The sequence below is a fragment of the Methylomagnum ishizawai genome, assembly GCF_900155475.1.
GTDB classification, from domain to species: Bacteria; Pseudomonadota; Gammaproteobacteria; order Methylococcales; family Methylococcaceae; genus Methylomagnum; species Methylomagnum ishizawai_A.
Window position 1 is genome coordinate 2,116,416 of record NZ_FXAM01000001.1, and the last position, 21,444, is coordinate 2,137,859.

At 63.7% G+C, this 21,444-nt stretch carries 21 protein-coding genes, 1 tRNA gene and 1 pseudogene; 15 read left to right on the forward strand and 8 right to left on the reverse strand.

Annotated elements, in window-relative coordinates:
* The first annotated feature begins 58 nt into the window (after positions 1 to 58).
* A complete protein-coding gene (locus B9N93_RS09445; protein WP_085213038.1) occupies positions 59 to 352 on the forward strand; it encodes a hypothetical protein in 294 nt (97 codons plus the stop codon).
* Positions 349 to 1,611 (forward strand): MFS transporter, encoded by a 1,263-nt coding sequence (locus B9N93_RS09450; RefSeq protein ID WP_254899370.1) that lies wholly within the window; start codon positions 349 to 351, stop codon positions 1,609 to 1,611. The genes B9N93_RS09445 and B9N93_RS09450 overlap by 4 nt, the downstream gene beginning before the upstream one ends.
* A 1-nt stretch (position 1,612) precedes the next feature.
* On the opposite strand, the gene B9N93_RS09455 is transcribed toward B9N93_RS09450, so the two are convergent.
* On the reverse strand, positions 1,613 to 2,467 hold the full coding sequence (locus tag B9N93_RS09455) for a pyruvate, water dikinase regulatory protein (protein WP_217807289.1): 855 nt from the start codon (positions 2,465 to 2,467) through the stop codon (positions 1,613 to 1,615).
* Between the two features lie 59 nt (positions 2,468 to 2,526).
* On the opposite strand from B9N93_RS09455, the gene B9N93_RS09460 reads away from it, so the two are divergent.
* The gene (locus B9N93_RS09460) at positions 2,527 to 3,081 is read left to right on the forward strand and encodes an NUDIX hydrolase (RefSeq protein ID WP_085213040.1); all 555 of its coding nucleotides are present in this window, start codon (positions 2,527 to 2,529) and stop codon (positions 3,079 to 3,081) included.
* Here the strand turns inward: B9N93_RS09460 and B9N93_RS09465 are convergent.
* The 3 genes from B9N93_RS09465 to ispB form a co-directional block, all read right to left on the reverse strand.
* Positions 3,078 to 3,584 (reverse strand): NUDIX hydrolase, encoded by a 507-nt coding sequence (locus B9N93_RS09465; RefSeq protein WP_085213042.1) that lies wholly within the window; start codon positions 3,582 to 3,584, stop codon positions 3,078 to 3,080. The genes B9N93_RS09460 and B9N93_RS09465 overlap by 4 nt on opposite strands.
* 205 nt (positions 3,585 to 3,789) lie before the next feature.
* Positions 3,790 to 3,866 (reverse strand) — tRNA-Pro (locus B9N93_RS09470).
* Between the two features lie 14 nt (positions 3,867 to 3,880).
* Positions 3,881 to 4,900, reverse strand: a complete 1,020-nt coding sequence (ispB, locus tag B9N93_RS09475; RefSeq protein WP_085213043.1) for an octaprenyl diphosphate synthase — start codon at positions 4,898 to 4,900, stop codon at positions 3,881 to 3,883.
* Positions 4,901 to 5,129: 229 nt separating this feature from the next.
* Here ispB and B9N93_RS09480 point away from each other — a divergent pair, with 229 nt between their 5' ends.
* The 4 genes from B9N93_RS09480 to B9N93_RS09495 all read left to right on the forward strand — a co-directional run bounded on the left by B9N93_RS09480 (position 5,130) and on the right by B9N93_RS09495 (position 8,356).
* On the forward strand, positions 5,130 to 5,642 hold the full coding sequence (locus B9N93_RS09480) for a hypothetical protein (protein WP_085213045.1): 513 nt from the start codon (positions 5,130 to 5,132) through the stop codon (positions 5,640 to 5,642).
* Positions 5,643 to 5,780: 138 nt separating this feature from the next.
* A complete protein-coding gene (aroG, locus tag B9N93_RS09485; RefSeq protein ID WP_085216224.1) occupies positions 5,781 to 6,884 on the forward strand; it encodes a 3-deoxy-7-phosphoheptulonate synthase AroG in 1,104 nt (367 codons plus the stop codon).
* A 269-nt stretch (positions 6,885 to 7,153) separates the two neighbouring features.
* Positions 7,154 to 7,627 carry a hypothetical protein gene (locus B9N93_RS09490; RefSeq protein WP_176225207.1) on the forward strand — a complete coding sequence of 158 codons (474 nt, stop codon included), beginning with the start codon at positions 7,154 to 7,156 and terminating at the stop codon, positions 7,625 to 7,627.
* Between the two features lie 123 nt (positions 7,628 to 7,750).
* Positions 7,751 to 8,356, forward strand: a complete 606-nt coding sequence (locus B9N93_RS09495; protein WP_085213049.1) for a peroxiredoxin — start codon at positions 7,751 to 7,753, stop codon at positions 8,354 to 8,356.
* 82 nt (positions 8,357 to 8,438) lie between these two features.
* Here the strand turns inward: B9N93_RS09495 and B9N93_RS09500 are convergent, their stop codons facing one another.
* From B9N93_RS09500 to B9N93_RS09505, 3 genes are all read right to left on the reverse strand, one after another.
* Complete coding sequence (locus B9N93_RS09500) at positions 8,439 to 8,723, reverse strand: hypothetical protein (protein ID WP_085213051.1); 285 nt, start codon at positions 8,721 to 8,723, stop codon at positions 8,439 to 8,441.
* A 144-nt stretch (positions 8,724 to 8,867) separates the two neighbouring features.
* The gene (locus tag B9N93_RS26820) at positions 8,868 to 8,966 is read right to left on the reverse strand and encodes a hypothetical protein (RefSeq protein WP_368655810.1); all 99 of its coding nucleotides are present in this window, start codon (positions 8,964 to 8,966) and stop codon (positions 8,868 to 8,870) included.
* Positions 8,967 to 9,108: 142 nt separating this feature from the next.
* Positions 9,109 to 10,125: an IS4 family transposase gene (locus B9N93_RS09505; protein ID WP_085213053.1), complete on the reverse strand. Its 1,017-nt coding sequence runs from the start codon at positions 10,123 to 10,125 to the stop codon at positions 9,109 to 9,111.
* 361 nt (positions 10,126 to 10,486) lie between these two features.
* Here B9N93_RS09505 and B9N93_RS09510 point away from each other — a divergent pair, with 361 nt between their 5' ends.
* On the forward strand, positions 10,487 to 11,617 hold the full coding sequence (locus B9N93_RS09510) for an ISAs1 family transposase (protein WP_085211327.1): 1,131 nt from the start codon (positions 10,487 to 10,489) through the stop codon (positions 11,615 to 11,617).
* A 386-nt stretch (positions 11,618 to 12,003) separates the two neighbouring features.
* Here B9N93_RS09510 and B9N93_RS09515 read toward each other — a convergent pair whose 3' ends face one another.
* Positions 12,004 to 13,392 (reverse strand): APC family permease, encoded by a 1,389-nt coding sequence (locus tag B9N93_RS09515; protein WP_085213054.1) that lies wholly within the window; start codon positions 13,390 to 13,392, stop codon positions 12,004 to 12,006.
* An 854-nt stretch (positions 13,393 to 14,246) separates the two neighbouring features.
* Between B9N93_RS09515 and B9N93_RS26985 the strand changes: the two are divergent.
* The 7 genes and pseudogenes from B9N93_RS26985 to B9N93_RS09550 all read left to right on the forward strand — a co-directional run.
* Positions 14,247 to 14,834: pseudogene (locus B9N93_RS26985) on the forward strand (methyl-accepting chemotaxis protein); the annotation flags it as partial.
* A gap of 9 nt (positions 14,835 to 14,843) precedes the next feature.
* On the forward strand, positions 14,844 to 15,212 hold the full coding sequence (locus tag B9N93_RS09525) for a response regulator (protein ID WP_085213057.1): 369 nt from the start codon (positions 14,844 to 14,846) through the stop codon (positions 15,210 to 15,212).
* Positions 15,213 to 15,256: 44 nt separating this feature from the next.
* A complete protein-coding gene (locus B9N93_RS09530) occupies positions 15,257 to 15,577 on the forward strand; it encodes an STAS domain-containing protein (protein ID WP_085213059.1) in 321 nt (106 codons plus the stop codon).
* 83 nt (positions 15,578 to 15,660) lie between these two features.
* Positions 15,661 to 17,889, forward strand: coding sequence for a chemotaxis protein CheA (locus tag B9N93_RS09535; RefSeq protein WP_085213061.1), 2,229 nt, complete (start codon positions 15,661 to 15,663; stop codon positions 17,887 to 17,889).
* Between the two features lie 75 nt (positions 17,890 to 17,964).
* On the forward strand, positions 17,965 to 20,082 hold the full coding sequence (locus B9N93_RS09540) for a methyl-accepting chemotaxis protein (protein WP_085213063.1): 2,118 nt from the start codon (positions 17,965 to 17,967) through the stop codon (positions 20,080 to 20,082).
* 15 nt (positions 20,083 to 20,097) lie between these two features.
* Complete coding sequence (locus tag B9N93_RS09545) at positions 20,098 to 20,913, forward strand: CheR family methyltransferase (RefSeq protein WP_085213064.1); 816 nt, start codon at positions 20,098 to 20,100, stop codon at positions 20,911 to 20,913.
* The gene (locus B9N93_RS09550; protein WP_085213066.1) at positions 20,897 to 21,400 is read left to right on the forward strand and encodes a chemotaxis protein CheD; all 504 of its coding nucleotides are present in this window, start codon (positions 20,897 to 20,899) and stop codon (positions 21,398 to 21,400) included. Before B9N93_RS09545 ends, B9N93_RS09550 begins: the two co-directional genes overlap by 17 nt.
* Positions 21,401 to 21,444: the final 44 nt, after the last annotated feature.

A 21,444-nucleotide genomic window follows, 5' to 3' on the forward strand; every position in this document is an offset into this window, starting at 1 on the left:
TGGCGGGGCTTTTGTCTCAGCGCTGGCGAATTTCGGCCTGATCCCCAAGGAGCATGACATGGCTTTTTTCCTACAAATCCTGGCGGTGGTGGTTGCGCCGCTGATCTTCATCATCGGTCTCATCAAGCCCAAATGGGTCCTGTTCTGGATGAAGGAACCGGACCGGCTCTGGTCTACCACCATCGCGTTGTTGTTGTTCATGGGTTCGTTCACCGCGTGGTCGGAAATGCGGATGCCGCACAAGACCGCCATGGAACGTGAACACGAGATGGAACTGAAGCAACAGCGGCAAGAAAAACAGAAGCGCGGCTCCCCCGAGCGCCAGAACGAGTTGCAATTGGATCGCCTATGATCCCCGCCCGGCGCGCCCTGTCGCGGGCACGCCGGCCCGGCCTCTTGGCCGTCCCCGCAAGGCCGATCCTCCCCATGATGCCCCGCGCCGTTCTCCAATTGCCCGCCACCGTTTGGATGTTGGGCTGCATCAGCTTCCTCAACGATACCGCCGGCGAACTGGTCTATCCCTTGCTGCCGATCTATTTCGCCGTGGTGTTGCAGGTCGAGCCGCGGATTTTCGGTTTCATCGAGGGTTCGGCCTTGGCGGTGAACAGCCTGTTGCAACTGGTGTCGGGGCGGGCGGCGGATCGTAGCCGTTCGGCCAAGGGCTGGGTGGTGGCGGGGTATGGCATCGCGGCGGTGTCGCGGCCCATGCTGGCTTTCGCCCAGTCCTGGCCGGTGGCGATGGGGTTCCGTTTGGCCGACCGGATGGGGAAGGGCTTGCGCTCATCGCCGCGCGATGCCTTGCTGGCCTTGTCCGCCGCGCCCGGACAACGGGGTTTGGCCTTTGGCTTCCATCGCGCCATGGACAATGTCGGGGCGGTGGCCGGTCCCTTGATGGCGGCGTGGTTGTTGGAGCAAAAAGCCGATTTGCGGCAGGTGTTGCTATGGACCGCCGTGCCGGGCTTGCTGACGGTGGCGCTGACCCTGTGCCTCAAGGATGTGGAGCGCGAGGCGCGGCCCGCCGTGCCGTTCGATTGGCGGATCGGGACGTTCTCGCTGGCGTTCCGGCGCTATTTGCTGGTGCTGGGCGTGTTCACGCTGGGATTCCCGTCCAGCTTGTTCTTGTTGTTGCGTGCCCGCGAATTGGGGGTGCCGGATGCCGAGTTGCCTTTGCTGTGGGCCGGGGTGTCCTTGGTCGCCGCGCTGTGTTCCACGGGGTTTTCGGCCTGGTCCGACCGGGTGGGGCGCAAAACCATGATCGTCGCGGGCTGGTGGGTGTATTCGGCGATCTTGCTGTTGCTGGGTTTCGATGGTTGGTCCAAGGCGTGGCTGTGGCCCTTGTTCGCCATGTATGGCCTGTTCTTCGCCGCCACCGAGGGGGCGCAGAAAGCCCTGGTGGCCGATATGGTGCCGCGCCATGGCGTGGGCACGGCCTTCGGCTGGTTCAACCTGGTCACGGGGTTGTTGTTGCTGCCGGCTTCCTTGATCTTCGGGGGACTGACGCAGGCGTTCGGCTCGGCCTGGGCCTTCGGGTTCTCGGCGGCTTGCGCGGTGGCGGCGACGGTTTTGCTGATCGTCGCCGTGCCGCGCCCGGAGCGGCATCCCGACCCGTAGCTCACCATCGCAACCGCTTCAATGCCGAGCGGTGCAGGACGGTGGTGGCGATTTCCTCCACCGACATATTCGAGGTATCCAGGCAGGGGATGCCCGCCGTTTGGAACAAGGCCGCGGCGGCTTGGATTTCCCGGCGGCATTGCGGGAGCGCGGCATAGCGGCTGCCGGGCCGGCGTTCTTCCCGCAGCAGGTGCAGGCGTTCCGGGGCCAGCGTCAGCCCGAACAGCTTGTCCCGCCATGCCCGCAAGGTCCGGGGCAATTCCACCCGTTCCAGTTCTTCCTCGGCCAGTGGATAATTGGCCGCCGCGACGCCATATTGCAGGGAGAGATAGAGGCAGGCCGGGGTTTTCCCTGAACGCGACACGCCAACCAGGATGATATCGGCTGCGCCGTAGGCATCGGCCCTCAGCCCGTCGTCGGTGTCCAGCGCGAATTTCAGCGCCTCGATCCGCTCCCGGCCCTGGGCGTGGAATCCATGGGCGCGTCCCACCGCCTGCGCCGATTGGAGTCCCAGGGCGGTTTCCAGCCGCTCGATATGACCCTCGAACACATCGAACACCACCGCGCCGCTGGCCATCAACAGGGTGCGTAGCCCGGCGTTGGCGAGGCTGCTGAACACCAGGGGCGCTTGCCCGCTGTCGCGCTGGCTGGCTTGGATGCGCTGGCAGGCGGCGCGCAGTTTGACCTCGGTATCGACGAAGGGCAGGGTGGTGCGCTCGAACCGGAAATCCGGGAACTGGCTTAGAAGGCTGCGGCCCAGGGCTTCCGCCGTGATGCCGGTATGGTCGGAGATGAAGAAAACGGCGCGGTCCATGGCGGTGCCTCTCTGGGTGGCGCGGGTCGAATCTTCCGTCATCCGAACGGTTTTTTCCACTACGCGGCCCGCCGGCGCGGGCCTCCACATGAGGGTGTTTTATGGATTCGGAGCGTTTGCGGAACAGCCCCGCCAGTCAATTCCGCCATTGTCCCGGATGCGGCGCGCCCGGTCCCGACGTGTCGGCGGTGCGCCATCTGCGTTGCGGCCAGTGCGGGTTCTTGTTCTTTTTCAACGCCGCCGCCGCCGCCGGGGCGTTCGTGTTCCATGGCGGTCGGCTGATCCTGTGTGTGCGGGCCAAGGCGCCGGGGCGGGGGATGCTGGATGTGCCCGGTGGCTTTGTCGATTTCGACGAGAGCGTGGAGGAGGGTTTGCGCCGGGAAATCCGGGAGGAATTGGGGATCGCGGTGGGCGGCTTCCGCTATTTGCTCAGCGCCCCCAACGATTATCTCTATGCCCAGGTGCCGTATAAGACCACCGATATTTTTTTCGCCTGCGAAGCCCCGGATATCGGTGGCATCCGGGCGGCGGACGATGTGGCGGATTATGTGCTGTTGGCGCCTGGGGAGGTCGATCCCGAACGGTTCGCCTTCGCCTCCACCCGGCGGGCGTTCGCGGCCTTGTTGGACCTGTTGCGGGAGGAGGGCCGGGCCTAGGCGGGCGGGTCGCGGTAGGTCCGCCAAATGAGCCGGAAGGCGGCGGTGAGCGTCCCGTCGTCCGCCGCCACCCAGGCGTCCACCGCCGTCGGCGCGAACCAGCGGCCCGCGTCGATCTCGTCGGGGTTCAGCCGGAAACCGCCCGCGTGTTGGGTGTGGTAGACCTGGACGAATTCCCAGCCGGTCTGGGCCGAGGCGGCGAGCTTGAACAAGGGGTGGAGTCCTTCCGTCGGCGCGACGCCCAGTTCTTCCGCCAGTTCGCGCCGGGCGCAGTCCGCGTAGCTTTCCCCGAACTCCACATGCCCGGCGGCGGAAGTGTCCCAGCGGCCCGGACTGATATCTTTGGTCATGGAGCGCTTCTGTAGGAATAGCTCGCCGTGCCCGTTGAATACCAGGATATGCACGGAGCGGTGCCTGAGTCCCAAGCGGTGCAATTCCCCGCGTGGCCGTGGACCGATAACCCGGTCCGATTCATCGACTTCGTAGAGCGATTCGTCGTCCATGGGGTTTGCCAAATCTCGGCCTATGGGTTGGGATAGGGGATTTAACCCAGGGTTTTGGGCTGGCCGGAAACGGGGAGGAAACCGGGTATCGGAAATGATGCCACCGACCTGGAGCGGGCGGTGCGCGAAGGAATTATATAAGGGGAATAGGGGAAAGAGGATTACGTCCGTTGAAATCGGGAAGGACGTAACGAATGGGCTTGATTGGTCGGGGTGAGAGGATTCGAACCTCCGGCCCCTGCCTCCCGAAAGCAGTGCTCTACCAGGCTGAGCTACACCCCGAAAACGCTGGATTTTTAGAAACTACGCTCGACTGAGAATCGGGCGAGACTTTCCAAAGCTTCTTTATATTCGGATGCCGGAAGGACCGAAAGCGAGGTTATCGCGATATTGGCTTCTTCTTTGGCACGCAGGGAAGTATAAGCGATTGCGTCGGTGGATTCAATGATTTTGTAAACTTCGCGGAAAGCCTCGCGGTCGCCGTTTTCGATGGCGTGGCGTAATACCGCGCTCTGGGCAGCGGTGCCGTGTTCGATGGCATAGATCAAGGGCAGGGTGGGCTTGCCGTCCGCCAAATCATCGCCCAGGTTTTTGCCGAGTTCCTCCGGGTTGGCCCGATAGTCCAAGGCGTCGTCGATCAATTGGAAGGCGATACCCAGGTGTAAGCCATAGTCGCGCAGCGCGGTCTCTATCGGCTCCGGCGAGGCGTTCAGCACGGCGGCGAGCTGGGCGGCGGCGCTGAACAGGATGGCGGTCTTGCGGGCGATGACCGCCAGGTATTTCTGCTCGGTGGTGGCGGGGTTGTTGCAGTTCAGCAGTTGCAGCACCTCGCCCTCGGCGATGGAGGTGGTGGTTTGCGAGAGGATGTCCATCACCCGCAGGTTCTGTGCCCGCACCATCAACTCGAACGAACGGGAATAGAGGTAGTCGCCGACCAGGACGCTGGCCGAATTCCCCCAGAGGGCGTTGGCGGTGTCCTGGCCCCGGCGCAGGGTGGATTCATCGACCACATCGTCGTGCAGCAGGGTGGCGGTGTGGATGAACTCGATGACCGCCGCCAGGGTGATATGTTGTTGGCCCGGATAGCCCAAAGCCTTCGCGGCCAGCAAGAGCAACATGGGCCGGAGGCGTTTGCCACCGCTGTTGATGATGTAATGGCCGATTTGATTGATCAGCAGCACGTCGGAGCTGAGTTCTTGCAGGATCAACCGGTCAACCGCGGCGGTTTCCGCCCCCACCAATTGGCGGACTTCGGCGAACCCGCTGGGCGGATTGGAGGCGGTGGCGTTCATGGGGGCGGGAGTGGATAAGGTCATTTAAAAATATCCGCGACTGGGCTGGCAGGATTCGAGCTTGGGGCCGGAAAAAACTGGGGAATGCTATGGACGAGGGGCCGATGTGTCAAGCGGAACCGGGGGGCGTGGAATCCCGGCCCCGAATGACCGGAACCGTTGCAAGGTCTTGTTCAAAAAGCCGGTATCGGCTGTGGGATAATCCTTGGACCCGTCGCGCACGGTCGGGTCGGATTCATCAGCGGAGAATCTTATGAGCTTGCAGGAATTGTTCGCCCAGGTCGAGGCGAACCCGGTGGCGGTGTTGGCCTATTTCGGTGCCATCCCCGCCTTGGCGTGGCTGGCCGGGCGTTTGCATCCCAAAGGTTGGGTGGGCGCTTCCCCGGTGCGCTATGCCTACACCGGCTTGATCTACGCGGTTTGCCTACCGGGGATCATGGCGGCGGTGGCCTTGGCCGACACCTTGGGCCATGGCCGCTTGATGCAGGCCGGTGTGTTGTCGGAGTTGTTGCCCCTGCTGTCCATGACGGTCACTTTGGGCCTGGTCCGCAACCAGGCCGATCCGGCGCAGATCCCGGGGTTCCGCAGGCTGACGGGTTTCATGTGGTTGCTGGTGTTGACCGCGGTGGCGGTGTTCTTGCTGATGAAAACCCGCATCTGGATTTTTTTCGGCGGGGGTATCGGGACGCTGCTGGTGCTGATGGCCGCGCTGTTTTTCCTGTTGCGCTGGGCGTTCGAGCGGGCGTTCGGGCCGGGGCGTGGCTAAGGCCCTGTATTCATGGACGGACCCTTTCCCCTTGCGGGTAGCCCTGCCCTTGGGCGGCACGTTAGAATGCCGGACTTTACGGTACGCCCCCGCGTTTTTGCCGGGCGTTCCCAAGCCTAATCAGCGGTGATGAAGAATATGAATCAGCATTCCGATATCGTGGCGGTTGCCCACAACCAGTACAACACGGACGATCTGCGGATCACCGAGATCAAGGAGGTGCTCCCGCCGCACGACGTCCACGAGGAGTTTCCGATCAACCAGGAAGCCGCCACCACCGTCCTCACGGCCCGGCGTGCGATCCACCGGATACTCAAGGGCCAGGATGACCGTCTGCTGGTCATCATCGGTCCTTGCTCCATCCACGATCCCAAGGCGGCGGTGGATTACGCCCGCCGCCTCCTGGAAGCCAAACGGCGGTTGGTGAACGATCTGGTGATCGTCATGCGGGTCTATTTCGAGAAGCCGCGCACCACCGTGGGTTGGAAGGGGCTCATCAACGATCCTGACCTGGACGAGAGCTTCAACATCAACAAGGGTTTGCGGTTGGCCCGTGGCTTGTTGCTGGAAGTCAACCAGCTCGGGATGCCCGCCGCCACCGAATACCTGGATTTGATCACCCCGCAATATGTGTCCGACCTGATCGCCTGGGGGGCCATCGGGGCGCGCACTACCGAGAGCCAGGTCCACCGCGAGCTGGCTTCAGGCCTGTCCTGCCCGGTGGGTTTCAAGAACGCCACCGATGGTGGGGTGAAGGTCGCCATCGACGCCATCGGGGCCGCCATGCGCCCGCACCATTTCCTGTCGCTGACCAAGGCCGGGCATTCGGCGATTTTCTCCACCACCGGCAACGAGGACAGCCATGTGATCCTGCGGGGCGGTAAGCAGCCCAACTACGACGCCGCCAGTGTGCAGGCCACCGCCGAGGCGCTGGCGGCGGCGGGCTTGCCGCCCAATGTCATGGTCGATTTCAGCCACGCCAACAGCATGAAGGACTATCGTCGCCAGGTGGAAGTCGGGCGTGAAGTGGGCGTACAGATCGCTGCGGGCGACCGGCGCATTTTCGGGGTGATGGTGGAAAGCCACCTCAATCCCGGCAACCAAAAGCTGGAGCCGGGCAAGGCCCCGGCCTACGGGGTCAGCATCACCGACGCCTGCATCGGCTGGGAAGACACCGAACTCTTACTGGGCATCCTGGCCGATGCGGTCGCACACCGCCGTGAAACCGCCCGCGCGGCCTGAGCCGATTCCCATCCTTATCCCCGCCCAGCGGCCGCCGGTCCAGCCCGGTTTCCGCTGGGATATCCCGCCGATCCGATCCGGTTCCCGGTGGCTTCGTCGCCGCGCTCCATACCAAAACCGTAGTTTCCCCGGTTGGCTTTATCATGCCCGCCGGATTGCGGACTACATTTCTTTCCATGGATTTATTCGCTTGGGTCGCCGATAGTCTTGGCGTCCTATCAAGACCAAGGCATCCCCGCGTGGGAATGCCCCACCTTAGGAGGTGTCCGATGCTCCCTAGAATCTCAGCCGCGAAAGCCCCGCCCCCCCCTCAAGAGTCCCAGCACGGGGCCGCGCTCGCTGTCGTCCGGGATCGCGCCCTAGGAGCGTCCACCCTGGATTTATCCCTGCCGGAGTTTTCCGAACGCCTGGAACGGCTAGCCCGGCAGGAAATAGTCTGTGTCGTCAGCATCTCCCACACGGCGTTCGAGCGTTGGCACCGGGGCACGGTCCAGCGCATCAGGCACGGCGAAGGCCGTTTCGAAATCCTCGGCGACAATTTCGCGCTCTATCTCAGAGAGGACAATATCGGGACCATCCGGCTGATCGACGACCGCGCCGACCCGGAAGCCGGACCCGCCATCGAATTGCACAACCGGGCCGGGCACCTCCTGGCGCGTCTCCAAGGCGAACCGGAATCCGGGGCCAATGCCCGCTGGCGCGGTGTCATGGGCGGGCGTGGGCCACAGGCCGCGGGTAGATAATTTCTGAGTGTTTCCGTGTAGAATTCGGACGCGCAATGCATTCGACCTGGGGGCCGCCCGCCCGGAAATCCCGGCGGGGCCGTCCCCGAACCCCAATGACAAGACCGTTAAGGAGATTTTCAGATGAGCGTACTCGTCGGTAAACCCGCCCCCGATTTCACCGCCGCGGCCGTGCTGGGCGATGGCAGCATCAAGGACAGCTACACCTTCTCCGCCGAAACCCAGGGCAAGTATGTGGCCGTGGTGTTCTATCCCCTGGACTTCACCTTCGTCTGCCCGACCGAGCTGGTCGCCCTCGACCACCGCCTGGACGAACTCACCAGCCGTGGCGTCGAAGTGCTGGCGGTTTCGGTGGATTCCCAGTTCACCCACGCCGCGTGGCGCAACACCCCGGTGGACAAGGGTGGCATCGGCCCGGTCCGCTACACCATGATCGCCGACGTCAGCCACGCCATCGCCAAGGCCTATGACGTGGAAGTCGAAGGCGCGGCGGTGGCCTACCGTGGCACCTTCCTGATCGACAAGTCGGGCAAGGTCCGCCACCAGGTCGTGAACGACCTGCCGCTGGGCCGCAACATGGACGAGCTGATCCGCATGGTGGACGCGCTCCAGTTCCACGAAGAACACGGCGAAGTCTGCCCGGCCGGCTGGAACAAGGGCAAGAAGGGCATGAACGCCGACGCCGCGGGCGTCGCCGCCTACCTGAGCGAGAACGCCGCCGCGCTGTAAGGCGTCCGGCTCCAAGGCCCACAAAAAACGGGCGGCGGGTTGAAAAACCCGCCGCCCGTTTTTTTATGGGGGCCGGTGCGGCCTATTGCGCCAAGGGCGCTCTCGGCAGCAAGAACTTATAAACCACGAGCGCCACGGCCAGCCCGATCAAGACCGACGAGAGGTTGGCGATCCCGGCCATCCCGGCGTTGTTGGCCGCGTGCAGGGAATTGACCCAGGGCTTGGCCACGGCCAGCGACCAGATGAAATTAGGCAGGTAATAGGCGAGGGTGCCGGCCACGGCCCATTGGAAATTGGGAAGGCCGCGGGTTTCCGCGGCGCGGTAGAACCCGTATGCGATGACTATCGCGACGATGCCGCCGATCATGGCTATCTCCTCTCTGTGGGTGGTGTAGTGGGTATGGTGGAACTGGCGCGACCGGGGAGCCCGGTCCGATGCATGTGACCGGCGGAGGAGAGGGAAGTTCTGGGGCGCGGCGTGCCGGTGGACGTCCTGGGGGGAGGGCCGTGTTTAGGCCGCCGCCAACGCCATGTGCGGTTTGCGCCGTCCGCCCGCCCGGTAGGCCAGCGCGGCGGCGAGTCCCAGGGCCAGCGTGCCGGGTTCGGGCACGCTGCCGATGATCAGTGTGGCCGAATCGGCGTGGCCACCGCTGCCCCAGGTCCAGGTGTAGGTTCCGGGCGTAACGCCGAGGCCTATGTACAGGACAAAACCCGCAATGCCCAGGCGAACTCATCGGACTTCTCGGTTGGGTTCAGGACGGTGTTGCGAAGGAAGTCGAGTCCGTGGCGGAAGAGGGACTTGAGGGGGCGCGACAGCGTTTTTTTTGACGGACGGGGCTGGGGCCGTCGTGGAGCAGTTCGCCGGTGCGGTAGGGCCAGGCGAAGGCCAGGGCAAGCAGGCCCATGAGCTTGGCGAGGCGCTTGGGGTCGGTGAGGTGGGTATCCTCCAAGTTGAAGCCCCTGGATTTCAAAGCGCCGAACAGGGTTTCCACTTGCCAGCGGTCGGCGTAGGCGTCGATGGCCCCGGCCTGTGGGGTGCCGGAGGAGGCGATGAACAGGAAGCCGCCGTCGTCGAGGCGCAGGGCGGAGAGGTGGACGAAGCAGCCCCACACCGGACGGCGCCCGACCAGGCGGTGGGTCTCGCCGGGCCGGAGCGAGCCGAACAATTGGTCCAAGCGCATCATCCGGTTCCAACTGTTGGGAACGCGGGTGTCGCGCTTGAGGCGCTGGTGGAAGGGAATGCCCTTCTGTTGCAGCCAGCGGAACCAGTCCTCGCCGATGAACTCGCGGTCGGCCAGCAGGGCGGCGATCCGGGCGGTGCCGAAGACCTTCAGGAAGCGCTCCATCAACGCGATGCGCTCGGCGGTGTCGGAGTTCCCCGCTTTGCCGAGGACGCTCCAGAACACCGGCACGGCCATCCCCCGGTGGGCGATCCCCAGGACCAGGAAGTTGATCTCGGCCAGGCCGAACTTCCAGTTCGTGCGGTCCAGGGTCAGCCGCCAGGGGCCGTCGCCGACCGGGACCAGCCGCACCAACAGGCGGGCGAGGACGTCCTGGTCCAACTCGAACGCGCGGAAGAAGCGCTGGAGCCGCTTGTAGTGGGACTCCACCTTGGCCGGACCGCCGAAGCCGGTGGCGAGTTCCGCCAGGTTGACGCTGCGCACCTTGAGCAGGGCCAGCAGGAAATGCGCGAGGAAGCCGATCCGGGCCCCGTGCCACGGCAGGTGCTCGGACAGGACGGCCTTGAGGTCTTGATGAGGGTCAGCCATCGGAGGTAAAAGCCGGATAGTTTACGCCTTTGGCAATCAAGCAGTTAGGTTTTTGTCCTGTACTTAGCGCCGAGGCTTGTAAAGCTTTGATTCAGCCAAGTCGCAGAGCCCGAAAGCGCGGTGCCCGAGACATAGCCACGGGGTACATACAATCCGAAGTTGGCGATAATGGCAAGGATGTCACCCGTGCCAGTGTCCGCGAAGATTTTGCTACCCGTGCCGAAATTTGCCGCACCGCTTACGGTATAGAAATCGACTGGGTGGTTGGTCGTTGGGCCAGGGCAATCGCACGAAGGAAAGCTTGACAGCATAGGGCCATAAGTGGTTGATGGCGGGTCTTTGCCTTGGACAAGGAGCCCCGATGGAAACCGCCGAGAAGAAGCCGCTGCTGGAGCATTTCGCCGACCTGGAAGACCCGCGCACCCGCCAATCCCGACATGATTTGAAGGAGTTGCTGCTGGTGGCGGTCTGCGCGGTATTGAGCGGAGCGGACGGCTGGGCGGCGGTGGCGTTGTGGGGCCGGGCCAAGCTGCCGTGGCTGCGGCGGTTCCTGCCGTTCGAGAACGGGGTGGCCTCGCACGACACGTTCGGACGGGTGTTCGCGCTGCTGGACGCGGCGGGATTCGAGGAGCGGTTCATCGCCTGGATGGGCGGGGTGTGCGGGGCGCTGGCGGGGCTGCAAGTGGCCATCGACGGCAAGACGGCCAAGCGGTCGAAGTCGGCGGGCGGGAAGGCGCTGCACTTGGTGTCGGCGTATGCCCATGGGCTTGGGCTGGCGTTGGGGCAGGTGAGGACGGCGGAGAAGTCGAACGAGATCACGGCCATCCCGGAGTTGCTGGACGCCCTGCTGCTCAGGGGCTGCGTCGTGACCCTCGACGCCATGGGCTGCCAGAAGGCCATCGCCGCGAAGATCGTGGGGCAGGAGGCCGACTACGTGCTGAGCGTGAAGAACAACCAGCCCGGCCTCGCGGCGGCCCTGGACGGCTTCTTCGACGAGGGCGGGCGCGACGGTTGGGAAGGCAGGCCCCACACCCACGCCGAATGGGTGGAGAAGGACCATGGCCGGATCGAAACCCGCCGCTGCGTGGTCGCAGAGGATGTGGACGGACGGGTGGACCGCGCCGACTGGCCGGGGGTCAGGACGCTCGCCATGGTCGAGGCCATCCGCGAGGTGGGCGGGACCACCAGCCGCGAGCGGAGGTATTACATCAGTTCGCTGAGCGTGGACGCCGCCCGTATGGGCGAAATCGTGCGGGGACACTGGGGCGTGGAGAATGGCCTGCACTGGTCTTTGGATATTGCCTTCGGCGAGGACCAGGCCCGGATGCGCGAGGGCAACTCGGCGGAGAACTTCTCCATCCTGCGCCGCATCGCCCTCAACCTGCTCCGCCAGGACAAAACCACCAAGGCCGGCATCAAGAACCGGCGGTTGCTGGCCGGATGGAACGACGAGTACCGCCAACATATCCTCGGAATTCAAACACTTGCTTGATGCGATTGCCCTGGTCGTTGGGCCGACAGTCAGGACGCTAGAGCCGCTGCCTAAGGGAAATAGGCCCCAAACTAAACTGGAAGTAGACGCGGCAACGGCAGTTAAGCCCGTAATATCGGCGCTGCCACTGCCCGTGGCGACGACATCGGAGCCAGCTTCCTGCATGGTGAAAATCAAACCGGCCTGGGCGGTGGTGGGTAGGGTGGCTTGGAGTAACGCCGCGCAGGCGAGTGGAATGAGGTATTTCATAGGGAGGGATTCCTGGTGATAAGGAAATATGTCGCGACCGGATATATGAAACAGAAGATTGATGGCCCGGTACCGGTTTGAATTATATGATGCCCGGAACCGAAGCTTAATAGGCATGCAAGTCTTTTGTGAAAGGGTTATATGCGCTTCCGCCGGTATGCATAAAACGGCAATCCCGCCGCCAGCAGAGCCAGCCCTATGCCTGTTTCCACCGGCCTCCGTAGCGCGATGCTGATGCAGAACAGCAGAGCGACCCCGGCGAACACCAGGGGAATCCAGGGATAGCCCAGGGTGAGATAAGGCCGGGGCAGGTCGGGATGGCGGTGGCGCAGGGCGATCACCGCCAGCACCGTGATGCCGTAGAACCCCCAGGTGCCGAACAGCGCGTAATCCAGCATCCGCTCGAACGCCGCGTTATCCCCGCCCAGCAGCAAGACCAGCCCCGAAGCCAATATTCCCTGGACGATGAGCGCCTTGGCCGGGGTATGCCGCGTCGGGTGCAATTCGGCCAGCGGGCGGAACAACAGCCCGTCCCCGGCCATGGCGTAGAAAATCCGCGCCCCCACCAAAATCGAACCGTTCAAAGTGGCGAAGGTCGATACCAGCGCCGCCAAGCTCAAGGCCGTCCCGCCCCAATCCCCCAGCACCAAGCGGGCGGCGTCCTGCGCCACCCTGGGCGATTGCTGCACCGCCGCGAGCGGCAAGGCGTAGAAGCAGGCCAGGTTGGTCAGCATATACAGCCCCGCCACCCCCAAAATGCCCAGGATCAGCACCCGTGGAATGGTCCGGTGCGGGTCGCGGATTTCGGCCCCGACCAGGGTGAGGTTGTTCCAACCATCGTAGGCCCACAGCGCCGCCGCCATGGCCGCACCGAAATGGGCTAAAAAATCGCCTACACTTCGGGCAGGCCCGGCGGCGGGGGCGGTTTGGAAATGGTTCCAATCCCCTTGTCCGCTGCCTAGCACCCAGGCGGCCAAGGCCAGGATCGCCCCGACCTTGAGCAGGGTCAGGAAACCCTGCACCGCCCCGCCCAGCGCGACCCCGGCGTAATTCACGGCGGTCAGCAGGGCGATGGCGCCGATGGCGACGGCTTGCAGTCCAGTGAGCCTCCAGGCTTCCCATGCCAACCAGGGCCGGTCCAGCCCCGGCAGGAAATAGCCCAGGAAGATCGCCAAGGCGATGGCGATGGCGCCGATGGAGCCGGTCTTGCCGATCACCACTTGCTGCCAGCCGAACAAAAACCCCCAGACCGGCCCATAGGCGCGGCTGAGGAAGACATATTCGCCGCCGGCTTCGGGCAGGGCCGCGCCGAGTTCGGCATAGGTCAGCGTCCCGGCCAGGGACAGCACGGCGCCCAGGGTCCAGACCAGGAACACCAGCCCCACGGAATCGACTTCGCGGGCGATGGTGGAAGGAACCAGGAAGATGCCGGTGCCGATGACGGTGCCGGTCAGCAAGGCGCTGGCGGCGAAGGGGCCGAGCGCCCGGCGTAGGGAGGGGGCTTTCGAGGATGTGGGTTCGTGCATGTGCCTCCGCGAGGTCGGGCTAGACTTCCGGGTACTGTGTACCGGCCCCGCCGCGAATGCAAGGGCGGAACCCTGGCGGTGTCCGCATCCCGATAAAGCGCCGGGCATCGTCTACACTGTAAAAAAATCGCCGGTGTAACGTTGAATTCATTAGGCGATCTTGCTTTCAAGGTGGTGGCATGTTTGTAGAAAATCCAGGAAAACCCGGATACGGTGGGGCTGTCGGACACGCTTCGGACGACGGGGAGCGGGATGCCATGGAGCGCGAGTTTTCGGCCGTGGAGGGGCTCAGGCGCGGCCCGCTATACGTAGCAGCGCTGGGCGTGGTGGGCTTGCTGCTGGTGGCACCCGGTTCTTGGCTGGGTATCGGGCTGGGCTTGGCCTTGTTGCTGGCGGGCTGGGGGATCGGCCAATGGCAAGCCCAGCGGGCGCGGCGCGAGTTCCAGGCCCGGTTGGACCAGGCCGCTTCCCGCGTCAAGTCGGACCTGCGCTCCAAGGACGAGCATCTGCGCCATCGGCTCCAACAACTCGGCGACCGCGCGGCGGCGGTGTGGATCCAGCAGATCGAAATCGCCCGTGCCCAGATGGAAGCCGCCGTGATATCCCTCAGCCGCCAGTTCTCCACCATCGTCAAGCGCCTCGACAGCACGGTGCTGGCCCAAGGCGGGCATGGCCATAGGCAGGAAGACCAAGGCAGCCATACCCTGACCGTCCTCGCCCATAGCGAAAAGAAACTGATGGGCATGATCCGCGAGTTGAACAGCACCCTGAGCGACAAGAGCGGCCTCCTGGAAGAGTCGCGCTCCCTGGTACGGCTCAACGAGGAACTCAAGCACATGGCGGCGGATGTCGCCAGCATCGCCGACCAGACCAACCTCCTGGCCCTGAACGCGGCTATCGAGGCGGCGCGGGCGGGCGAGGCGGGCCGGGGTTTCGCGGTGGTGGCGGGCGAGGTCCGCACCTTGTCCAATCGTTCCGGCGAGACCGGCAAGCGCATCAGCGAGAAGGTCGAGATCATCAGCCGGGCCATCGAATCCTCTTGCCATAGCGTGGAGCAATCGGCCCGCCGCGATGCCGAATCCATCGCCCTGTCCGAATCCAGCATCGAGGCGGTGCTGGCCGAGTTCCGCACCCTGGCCGAGAACCTCGCCCATTCCACCCAGGAACTGCGCCAGGAAAGCGAAGCCATCCGCGGCAACATCTCCCACGCCCTGGTGGAATTGCAATTCCAGGACCGGGTGGGACAAATCCTGGGCCATGTCGAGAGCAACGTCCGCGTGCTGCACGACCAATTGACCCGGATGGATGCCGATTTCGAGACCCTGGATGTCGAACATTTGCTGGCGTCCCTGGAAACCTCCTACACCACCGTCGAGGAGCGGCGCAACCATGGCGCCGAACCCTCGGCGGACCACGACAATTCCGAAATTACGTTCTTCTGAGGAAAAACCATGGCCAAGACCATACTCATCGTCGATGACTCGGCGTCCCTGCGGCAAGTGGTCAATATCGCCCTGAGCGGCGCGGGCTACGACGTCATTGAGGCGGGAGACGGCAAGGACGCCCTGACCAAGCTGGATGGCCGCAAAATCCACCTCATCATCAGCGATGTGCATATGCCGGTGATGGACGGTATCGCCTTCGTGAAGGAGGTAAAGAAACATCCGTCCTACAAGTTCACCCCCATCATCATGCTGACCACCGAATCCCAGGAATCGAAGAAGCTAGAGGGGCAGATGGCCGGGGCCAAGGCCTGGGTGGTGAAACCGTTCAAACCGGAGCAAATGCTGTCCGCGGTCAGCAAGCTGATCCTGCCGTGAACGCGGCGGGATCGATCCCAACCCCATCAGCAGGAGTACCCCTTATGCCTATCGTCGTGGAGACCTTGGACAACGGCACCGCCCGGCTCGGCGTCGGCAGCGGGATGACCATCTACGAAGCGGCCGGACTCAAGGCCGATTTGCTGCGGGCCGTGGCCGAACACACCGAATTGGACATCGATCTTTCGGAAGTCGCCGAACTCGATACCGCCGGCCTGCAATTGCTGGTGCTGGCCAAGCGCGAGGCGGTCAAGGCCGGGCACGTCCTGCATTTGTCCGGGCATAGCGGGCCGGTGCGGGAAGTCCTGGGGCTCTACCGCATGGAATCCTATTTCGGTGATCCCGTGGTGTTGCCCGCCGATTAGCGTCCGGAGCGCCCGCCCCCGGCTTGTCCGGCATATTCCCCAGCCTTCCCCGGAGCGGGCGGGTTTCAAGCAGAGGTATCACGATGAATTTCGACGCAGCCATACAAAGCTATATCGCCGAGAGCCGCGAATTGCTCGACACCATGGAGCAATCGCTGATGGCCCTGGAAAACGGCGGGGGCGACGATGACCTGATCCACGCCATTTTCCGCGCCGCCCATACCATCAAGGGTACCGGGGGCATTTTCGGGTTCGATCCCATCGTTCATTTCACCCACGATGTGGAAAGCCTGCTGGACCGCCTGCGCGGCGGACTCCTGGCCTTGGACGGCGACATCGTGGCCCTGCTCTTGCGCAGTTGCGACCACATCCGTTCCTTGCTGGAACCCGTCACCGCCGGGGAGGCGCTGGATGCGGATTTGGTGGAACAGGGCCGGGCGCTGTTGGGCGGGTTGGCCCGTTATCTCGGCCATGGCGATGGCCCGGAGCGGGCGGCCTCCGCCGACGTGCCGGTGCCGGTGGAAGAACCCACCGCCGAGCCGGTCGGCGGCGGCATGGCCAGCGCCGACCATTGGCATATCTCCCTGCGCTTCGGGCGCGACGTGCTGCGCAACGGCATGGACCCTTTGTCGTTCCTGCGCTATCTGGCGCAGCTCGGCGAATTGGTCGATGTGGCCACCCTCACCGACGCCCTGCCCGAAGCCCCGGAAATGGACCCCGAATCCTGCTACCTGGGTTTCGAGATCGGACTCAGGAGCGGGGCCGAGCGCGATCAGATCGAGGGCGCGTTCGAATTCGTGCGCGACGATTGCGCGATCCGCATCTTGCCGCCGCATAGCAAGGTCAGCGAGTACATCCAACTCATCCAGGACTTGCCGGAAGATACCGTGCGGCTGGGCGAAATCCTGGTCGGTTCCAAGGCGCTGACCCAGGTCGAACTGGACTGGGGTTTGAAGCTCCAGGTCGACGAGGAGCGGGTCGCGGCGGCGGGCGGCGCGGAACACCACCGGCTGCTGGGCGAAATCCTGGTCGAGGAGGCCGTGGTGCCGGCCAAGGTGGTATCGGCCGCCCTCGACAAACAACAACAGATCAAGGAGCGCAAGGCCAGCGAGAACCGTTTCATCCGGGTCGAGGCCGAGAAACTGGACCAACTGGTCGATCTGGTCGGCGAATTGGTCATCGCCGGGGCCAATACCCAATTGCTGGCCCACCAGGCCGGGGCGGTCGAGGTGATCGAATCCGCCGCCAACCTGTTCCGGTTGGTCGAGGAACTCCGCAACCGCGCCCTGGGTCTGCAAATGGTGCAGATCGGCAGCACCTTGCAGCGCTTCCAGCGGGTGGTGCGCGACGTGGGCAAGGAACTCGGCAAGCAGGTCGAGCTATATATCAGCGGCGGCGAGACCGAACTCGACAAATCGGTGATCGAACAGATCGGCGATCCCCTGATGCACCTGGTCCGCAACGCCCTCGATCACGGTATCGAACCGGCCGCCGAGCGCCTCGTCAAGGGCAAGCCGGAAAAGGCGCGGGTGGAACTCAACGCCTACCACGAGTCGGGCAGCATCGTCATCGAAGTGACCGACGATGGCCGCGGCCTGGACCGCGATAAAATCCTGGCCAAGGCGGTCTCGCGTGGCCTGGTCGGGCCGGGCCAGAACCTGCCGGATGGCGAGGTCTACAACCTGATCTTCGAGCCGGGATTCTCCACCGCCGACAGTATTTCCAACCTGTCCGGGCGCGGCGTCGGCATGGACGTGGTCCGGCGTAATGTAGAAGCTTTGCGCGGTCATGTGCAGTTGCATAGCCAACTCGGCAGCGGCACCACGGTCCGCATCCGCCTCCCGCTGACCCTCGCTATCATCGACGGCTTCCTGGTGGGCCTGGGACCGGCCCGCTACGTCATCCCCATGGATATGTTGGTGGAATGCCTGGAACACAGCGGGGAAGACCGGGCCAAGGCCATCCGCGAGGGCTATCTGAATGTGCGTGGCAAGGTGCTGCCCATCCTGCGGTTGTCCGAGGTGCTAGGGGTGGAAACCCAGAGGGTCCGGCGCGAAAGCGTGGTGGTGGTCCGCTTCGGCGAATTGACGGCGGGCTTGGTGGTCGATGAGTTGCTGGGCGAGTTCCAGACCGTCATCAAGCCCCTGGGCGCCTTGTTCGGCCATCTGGCCCCCATCGGTGGTTCCACCATCCTGGGCAGCGGCGAGGTGGCTTTGATTATCGATGTACCGGGCCTGCTGCGGCGGGTCCAGCAACACCAACATAGCCAGCATGGCCAGACGGTTTCCCGCGCCCTGGCCGCCACGGCGTGATGAGCGGGAACATAATTCCCGGCGCGCTCGTTCTGTTATTCGGCGCCGGTCACCATTCCTAATGGGGTAACCCAAATGATGAACCTGAATAAGTTGACCATCGCCCAGCGTCTGATCCTGGCGAGTTCGGTATTGGGGGTGTTCTATGTGGCGGTCGGTCTCATCGGCGCGGTGAACCTGGCCGCGTGCGGGCGCGATACCGAACTCGTCTTATTGTCCGGGGTATGGGGTACTGGTGCCGTGCTGTCCCTGGCGTTCGCCTATCGTGTCATCCAAAGCATCGTCAAGCCCATGGAAGGGACTTTGCAAACCTTGGACGCCATGACCAAAGGCGATTTCACCCAGGCACCACCCAAGCCCGAGGGCCAAGACGAGATCGCCTGGATGCAGCATTGCGTCCGCGAACTCTGGAAGCTGGTGTCGAGTTTCATCGGCGACATGGACCGGATGGCCAGCGAGCAGGAGGTCGGCAAGAACGACTCGCGGATGGATGCCGCCCGGTTCCAGGGTTCGTTCAAGGCTATCGCCGAGAACGTCAATATCATGGTGGCCGAGCATATTTCCCTCAAGATGAAAATCCTGGCCCTCATCGGCCAATATGTGGAGGGCGATTTCTCCGAGGCTATGCCGGACCTGCCCGGCCAGCGCGCCATTATCACCCGTCGGGTCAACGAGGCACGGGAATTGATGCGGGCGGCGGCGGAAGCGGCCCAAGAACAGCTGCGTATCCGCAATGCCCTGGATAATTGCAGCACCAGCGTGATGATCTCCGACAACGATGGCATCATCGTCTATATAAACCCGGCGGCGCGGGATACGATGAAAGTCGCCGAGCCCGAATTGCGTAAACATCTGCCACATTTCGACGCCGATAAGTTGCTGGGTTCCTGCTTCGATCAGTACCACCGCAACCAGCCCCATCAACGCAATCTGGTCGCCAGCCTCCGGGAGACCTACAGGACCGAGATCAAGGTGGCCGGACTGACCTTCCGTTTCACGGCCAATCCGGTCTGCGACAAGGCGGGTAAGCGGATCGGCACGGTGGTCGAATGGCTGGACCGGACCATGGAAGTGCGCACCGAGAACGAAGTCAGCACGGTGGTCGGCGCCGCTTCGCTGGGGGATTTCACCAAGCGGTTGAGCGTCGAGGGCAAACAGGGCTTCTATAGGAATTTCGCCGAGAAGCTCAACCAACTGATGGAGACCAGCGCCTACAGCCTGGAGGAATTGCAGCGGGTACTCACCGCTCTGGCCCAGGGCGACCTGACTTATCACGCCAAGGGCGAATACACCGGCATTTTCGGCGAGCTGATGAACGCCGGCAACACCACCGTGGAACAACTCGCCCGCACCATCACCGATGTGGTCGGGGCCGCCGATAGTTTCGCCAATGCCTCGGCCCAGGTCAGCCAGACCGCGCAGATGCTATCCCAAGCCACCAGCGAGCAGGCCGCCAGCGTGGAGGAGACCAGCGCCTCGGTCGAGGAAATCACCGCCTCGGTCCACCAGAACGCCGAGAACGCCAAGGTCACCGACGGCATGGCCCTCAAAGCCACCCAGGAGGCCAATGACGGCGGCATCGCCGTGCGCGAAACCGTGGTGGCGATGAAGAGCATCGCCAGCAAGATCGGCATCATCGACGACATCGCCTACCAAACCAACCTCCTGGCCCTCAACGCCGCCATCGAGGCGGCCAGGGCCGGCGACCACGGCAAGGGTTTCGCGGTGGTGGCGGCGGAGGTCAGGAAACTGGCCGAGCGCTCCCAGGTCGCGGCCCAGGAAATCGGCGAATTGGCGGTCAGCAGTGTGCGGCTGGCCGAGCGGGCGGGGAATTTGCTCGGCACCATCGTCCCGGCCATCCAGAAGACTTCGGACCTGGTGCAGGAAATCACCGCCGCTTCCACCGAACAAGCCGAGGGCTTGGGCCAATTGAACACCACCATGAATGAACTCAGCCGCGTCACCCAGCAGAACGCTTCGGCTTCGGAGGAACTCGCCGCCACCGCCGACGAGATGAACGGCCAATCCCAGGATTTGCTGCGCATCATCGGCTTCTTCAAGGTGGAGCAAAGCGCTCCTGTGGAGTCTTCGCGGCTACAGGGCTTGGCCCAGCGGACGGCGGAAGTGGGCCATGTGCGCCGGATTGCGGGCGGCGGGCGGATGGACGCCCCGTCGGGTTTCTTGCGGTTTTAAAGCGGACGCCGCGCCATGGAAACGCTCAGCATCACCGACAAGGAATTCGCCCAAATCCGCGATTTCATCTACCGCAAGACCGGAATCGCCATGGGCGACAGCAAGAAGGCCCTGGTGTCCGGGCGCTTGTTCAAGCGCTTGCAGCATTGCGGGCTCCGTAACTTCAACGAATATTTCGCCCTGATCACCAGCGGTTCCTTCCCCAAGGAACTCCAGACCGCCATCGATTTGTTGACCACCAACGAGACCTATTTCTTCCGCGAAGAAAAGCATTTCGAGTTCCTGAAGACCCAGGTGTTGCCTGCGGCCAGGCGCGGCGGCACCTACCGGGTGTGGAGCGCGGCCTGTTCCTCCGGGGAGGAACCTTATAGCCTCGCGATGTTGCTGGCCGACAGCCTGGGCGGGATGGAGTTCGATATCTTGGCCTCGGATATCAGCACCCGCGTCCTGGAGAAGGCCCGCCGGGGCTTGTATCCGATGGAACGGGTGGAGCGGATCCCCCCCGAATACCTCAAGCGCTATTGCCTGCGGGGGACCGGGGAGTACGACGGCATGTTGCTGATCGAGAAGCAACTGCGGGCCAAGGTGCGTTTCGAGCAGGTCAACCTGATCGCGCCCATGCCCGATGTCGGCCAGTTCGACCTGATTTTCTTACGCAACGTGATGATTTATTTCGACATGGAAACCAAACGGCAGGTGGTCGGGCAGTTATTGAAGGCGCTCAAACCACGGGGCTATTTCTTTATCGGCCATTCCGAGAGCCTGATGGGCGTCACCGACAAGCTCACCATGCTGCGACCCTCGATTTACCGCCATGCATCCGCCGAGTGACCTCATAGAAATCTTTCTACAGCCAGGGGAGTTTTATTTCGGTGGGGAGAATACCCGAATCCGCACTTTGCTGGGTTCCTGCATCGCCATCACTTTCTGGCATCCCCAAGCCCGCTTCGGCGGGATGTGCCATTTCCTCCTGCCCCGCCGTCCCGATCCGGCACCGCGCGGGCACTTGGACGGGCGCTATGGCGACGAGGCGCTGCTTTGGCTGATCCGCGAGGCGGTGGCCCACCATACCGATCCCGGCAAGTACGAGGTCAAGGTGTTCGGCGGCGGCAATATGTTCCCCGGTTCGAGCGCCTCCGGGCGGGGCGAAGTGGGGCTGCGCAACATCGAGCGGGCTTTCCGCTTGCTCGGGGCTTATGGGCTGCCCGTGGCGGCCAAGCATGTGGGCGGACACGGCCATCGCAACCTGATCTTCGATGTGTGGAGCGGCCATGTCTGGTTGAAATTCGTGCGGACGGACGGCCAGGGGCCGGGCTGACGAACCCCCGCGCCTGGTTCCGGGCCGTGTGCGGGATGTGCAAC

Bases quoted from the DNA above. Each gene is read 5' to 3' on its own strand.
- B9N93_RS09500 (WP_085213051.1), bottom strand. From the start codon at position 8,723: ATGATCGGCGGCATCGTCGCGATAGTCATCGCATACGGGTTCTACCGC.
- B9N93_RS09535 (WP_085213061.1), top strand. From the start codon at position 15,661: ATGAATTTCGACGCAGCCATACAAAGCTATATCGCCGAGAGCCGCGAA.
- ispB (WP_085213043.1), bottom strand. From the start codon at position 4,900: ATGACCTTATCCACTCCCGCCCCCATGAACGCCACCGCCTCCAATCCG.
- B9N93_RS09465 (WP_085213042.1), bottom strand. From the start codon at position 3,584: ATGGACGACGAATCGCTCTACGAAGTCGATGAATCGGACCGGGTTATC.
- B9N93_RS09525 (WP_085213057.1), top strand. From the start codon at position 14,844: ATGGCCAAGACCATACTCATCGTCGATGACTCGGCGTCCCTGCGGCAA.
- B9N93_RS09505 (WP_085213053.1), bottom strand. From the start codon at position 10,125: ATGGCTGACCCTCATCAAGACCTCAAGGCCGTCCTGTCCGAGCACCTG.
- B9N93_RS09510 (WP_085211327.1), top strand. From the start codon at position 10,487: ATGGAAACCGCCGAGAAGAAGCCGCTGCTGGAGCATTTCGCCGACCTG.
- aroG (WP_085216224.1), top strand. From the start codon at position 5,781: ATGAATCAGCATTCCGATATCGTGGCGGTTGCCCACAACCAGTACAAC.
- B9N93_RS09495 (WP_085213049.1), top strand. From the start codon at position 7,751: ATGAGCGTACTCGTCGGTAAACCCGCCCCCGATTTCACCGCCGCGGCC.
- B9N93_RS09515 (WP_085213054.1), bottom strand. From the start codon at position 13,392: ATGCACGAACCCACATCCTCGAAAGCCCCCTCCCTACGCCGGGCGCTC.
- B9N93_RS09450 (WP_254899370.1), top strand. From the start codon at position 349: ATGATCCCCGCCCGGCGCGCCCTGTCGCGGGCACGCCGGCCCGGCCTC.
- B9N93_RS09445 (WP_085213038.1), top strand. From the start codon at position 59: ATGGCTTTTTTCCTACAAATCCTGGCGGTGGTGGTTGCGCCGCTGATC.
- B9N93_RS09480 (WP_085213045.1), top strand. From the start codon at position 5,130: ATGAGCTTGCAGGAATTGTTCGCCCAGGTCGAGGCGAACCCGGTGGCG.
- B9N93_RS09540 (WP_085213063.1), top strand. From the start codon at position 17,965: ATGATGAACCTGAATAAGTTGACCATCGCCCAGCGTCTGATCCTGGCG.
- B9N93_RS09490 (WP_176225207.1), top strand. From the start codon at position 7,154: ATGCTCCCTAGAATCTCAGCCGCGAAAGCCCCGCCCCCCCCTCAAGAG.
- B9N93_RS09530 (WP_085213059.1), top strand. From the start codon at position 15,257: ATGCCTATCGTCGTGGAGACCTTGGACAACGGCACCGCCCGGCTCGGC.
- B9N93_RS09455 (WP_217807289.1), bottom strand. From the start codon at position 2,467: ATGACGGAAGATTCGACCCGCGCCACCCAGAGAGGCACCGCCATGGAC.
- B9N93_RS09460 (WP_085213040.1), top strand. From the start codon at position 2,527: ATGGATTCGGAGCGTTTGCGGAACAGCCCCGCCAGTCAATTCCGCCAT.
- B9N93_RS09545 (WP_085213064.1), top strand. From the start codon at position 20,098: ATGGAAACGCTCAGCATCACCGACAAGGAATTCGCCCAAATCCGCGAT.
- B9N93_RS09550 (WP_085213066.1), top strand. From the start codon at position 20,897: ATGCATCCGCCGAGTGACCTCATAGAAATCTTTCTACAGCCAGGGGAG.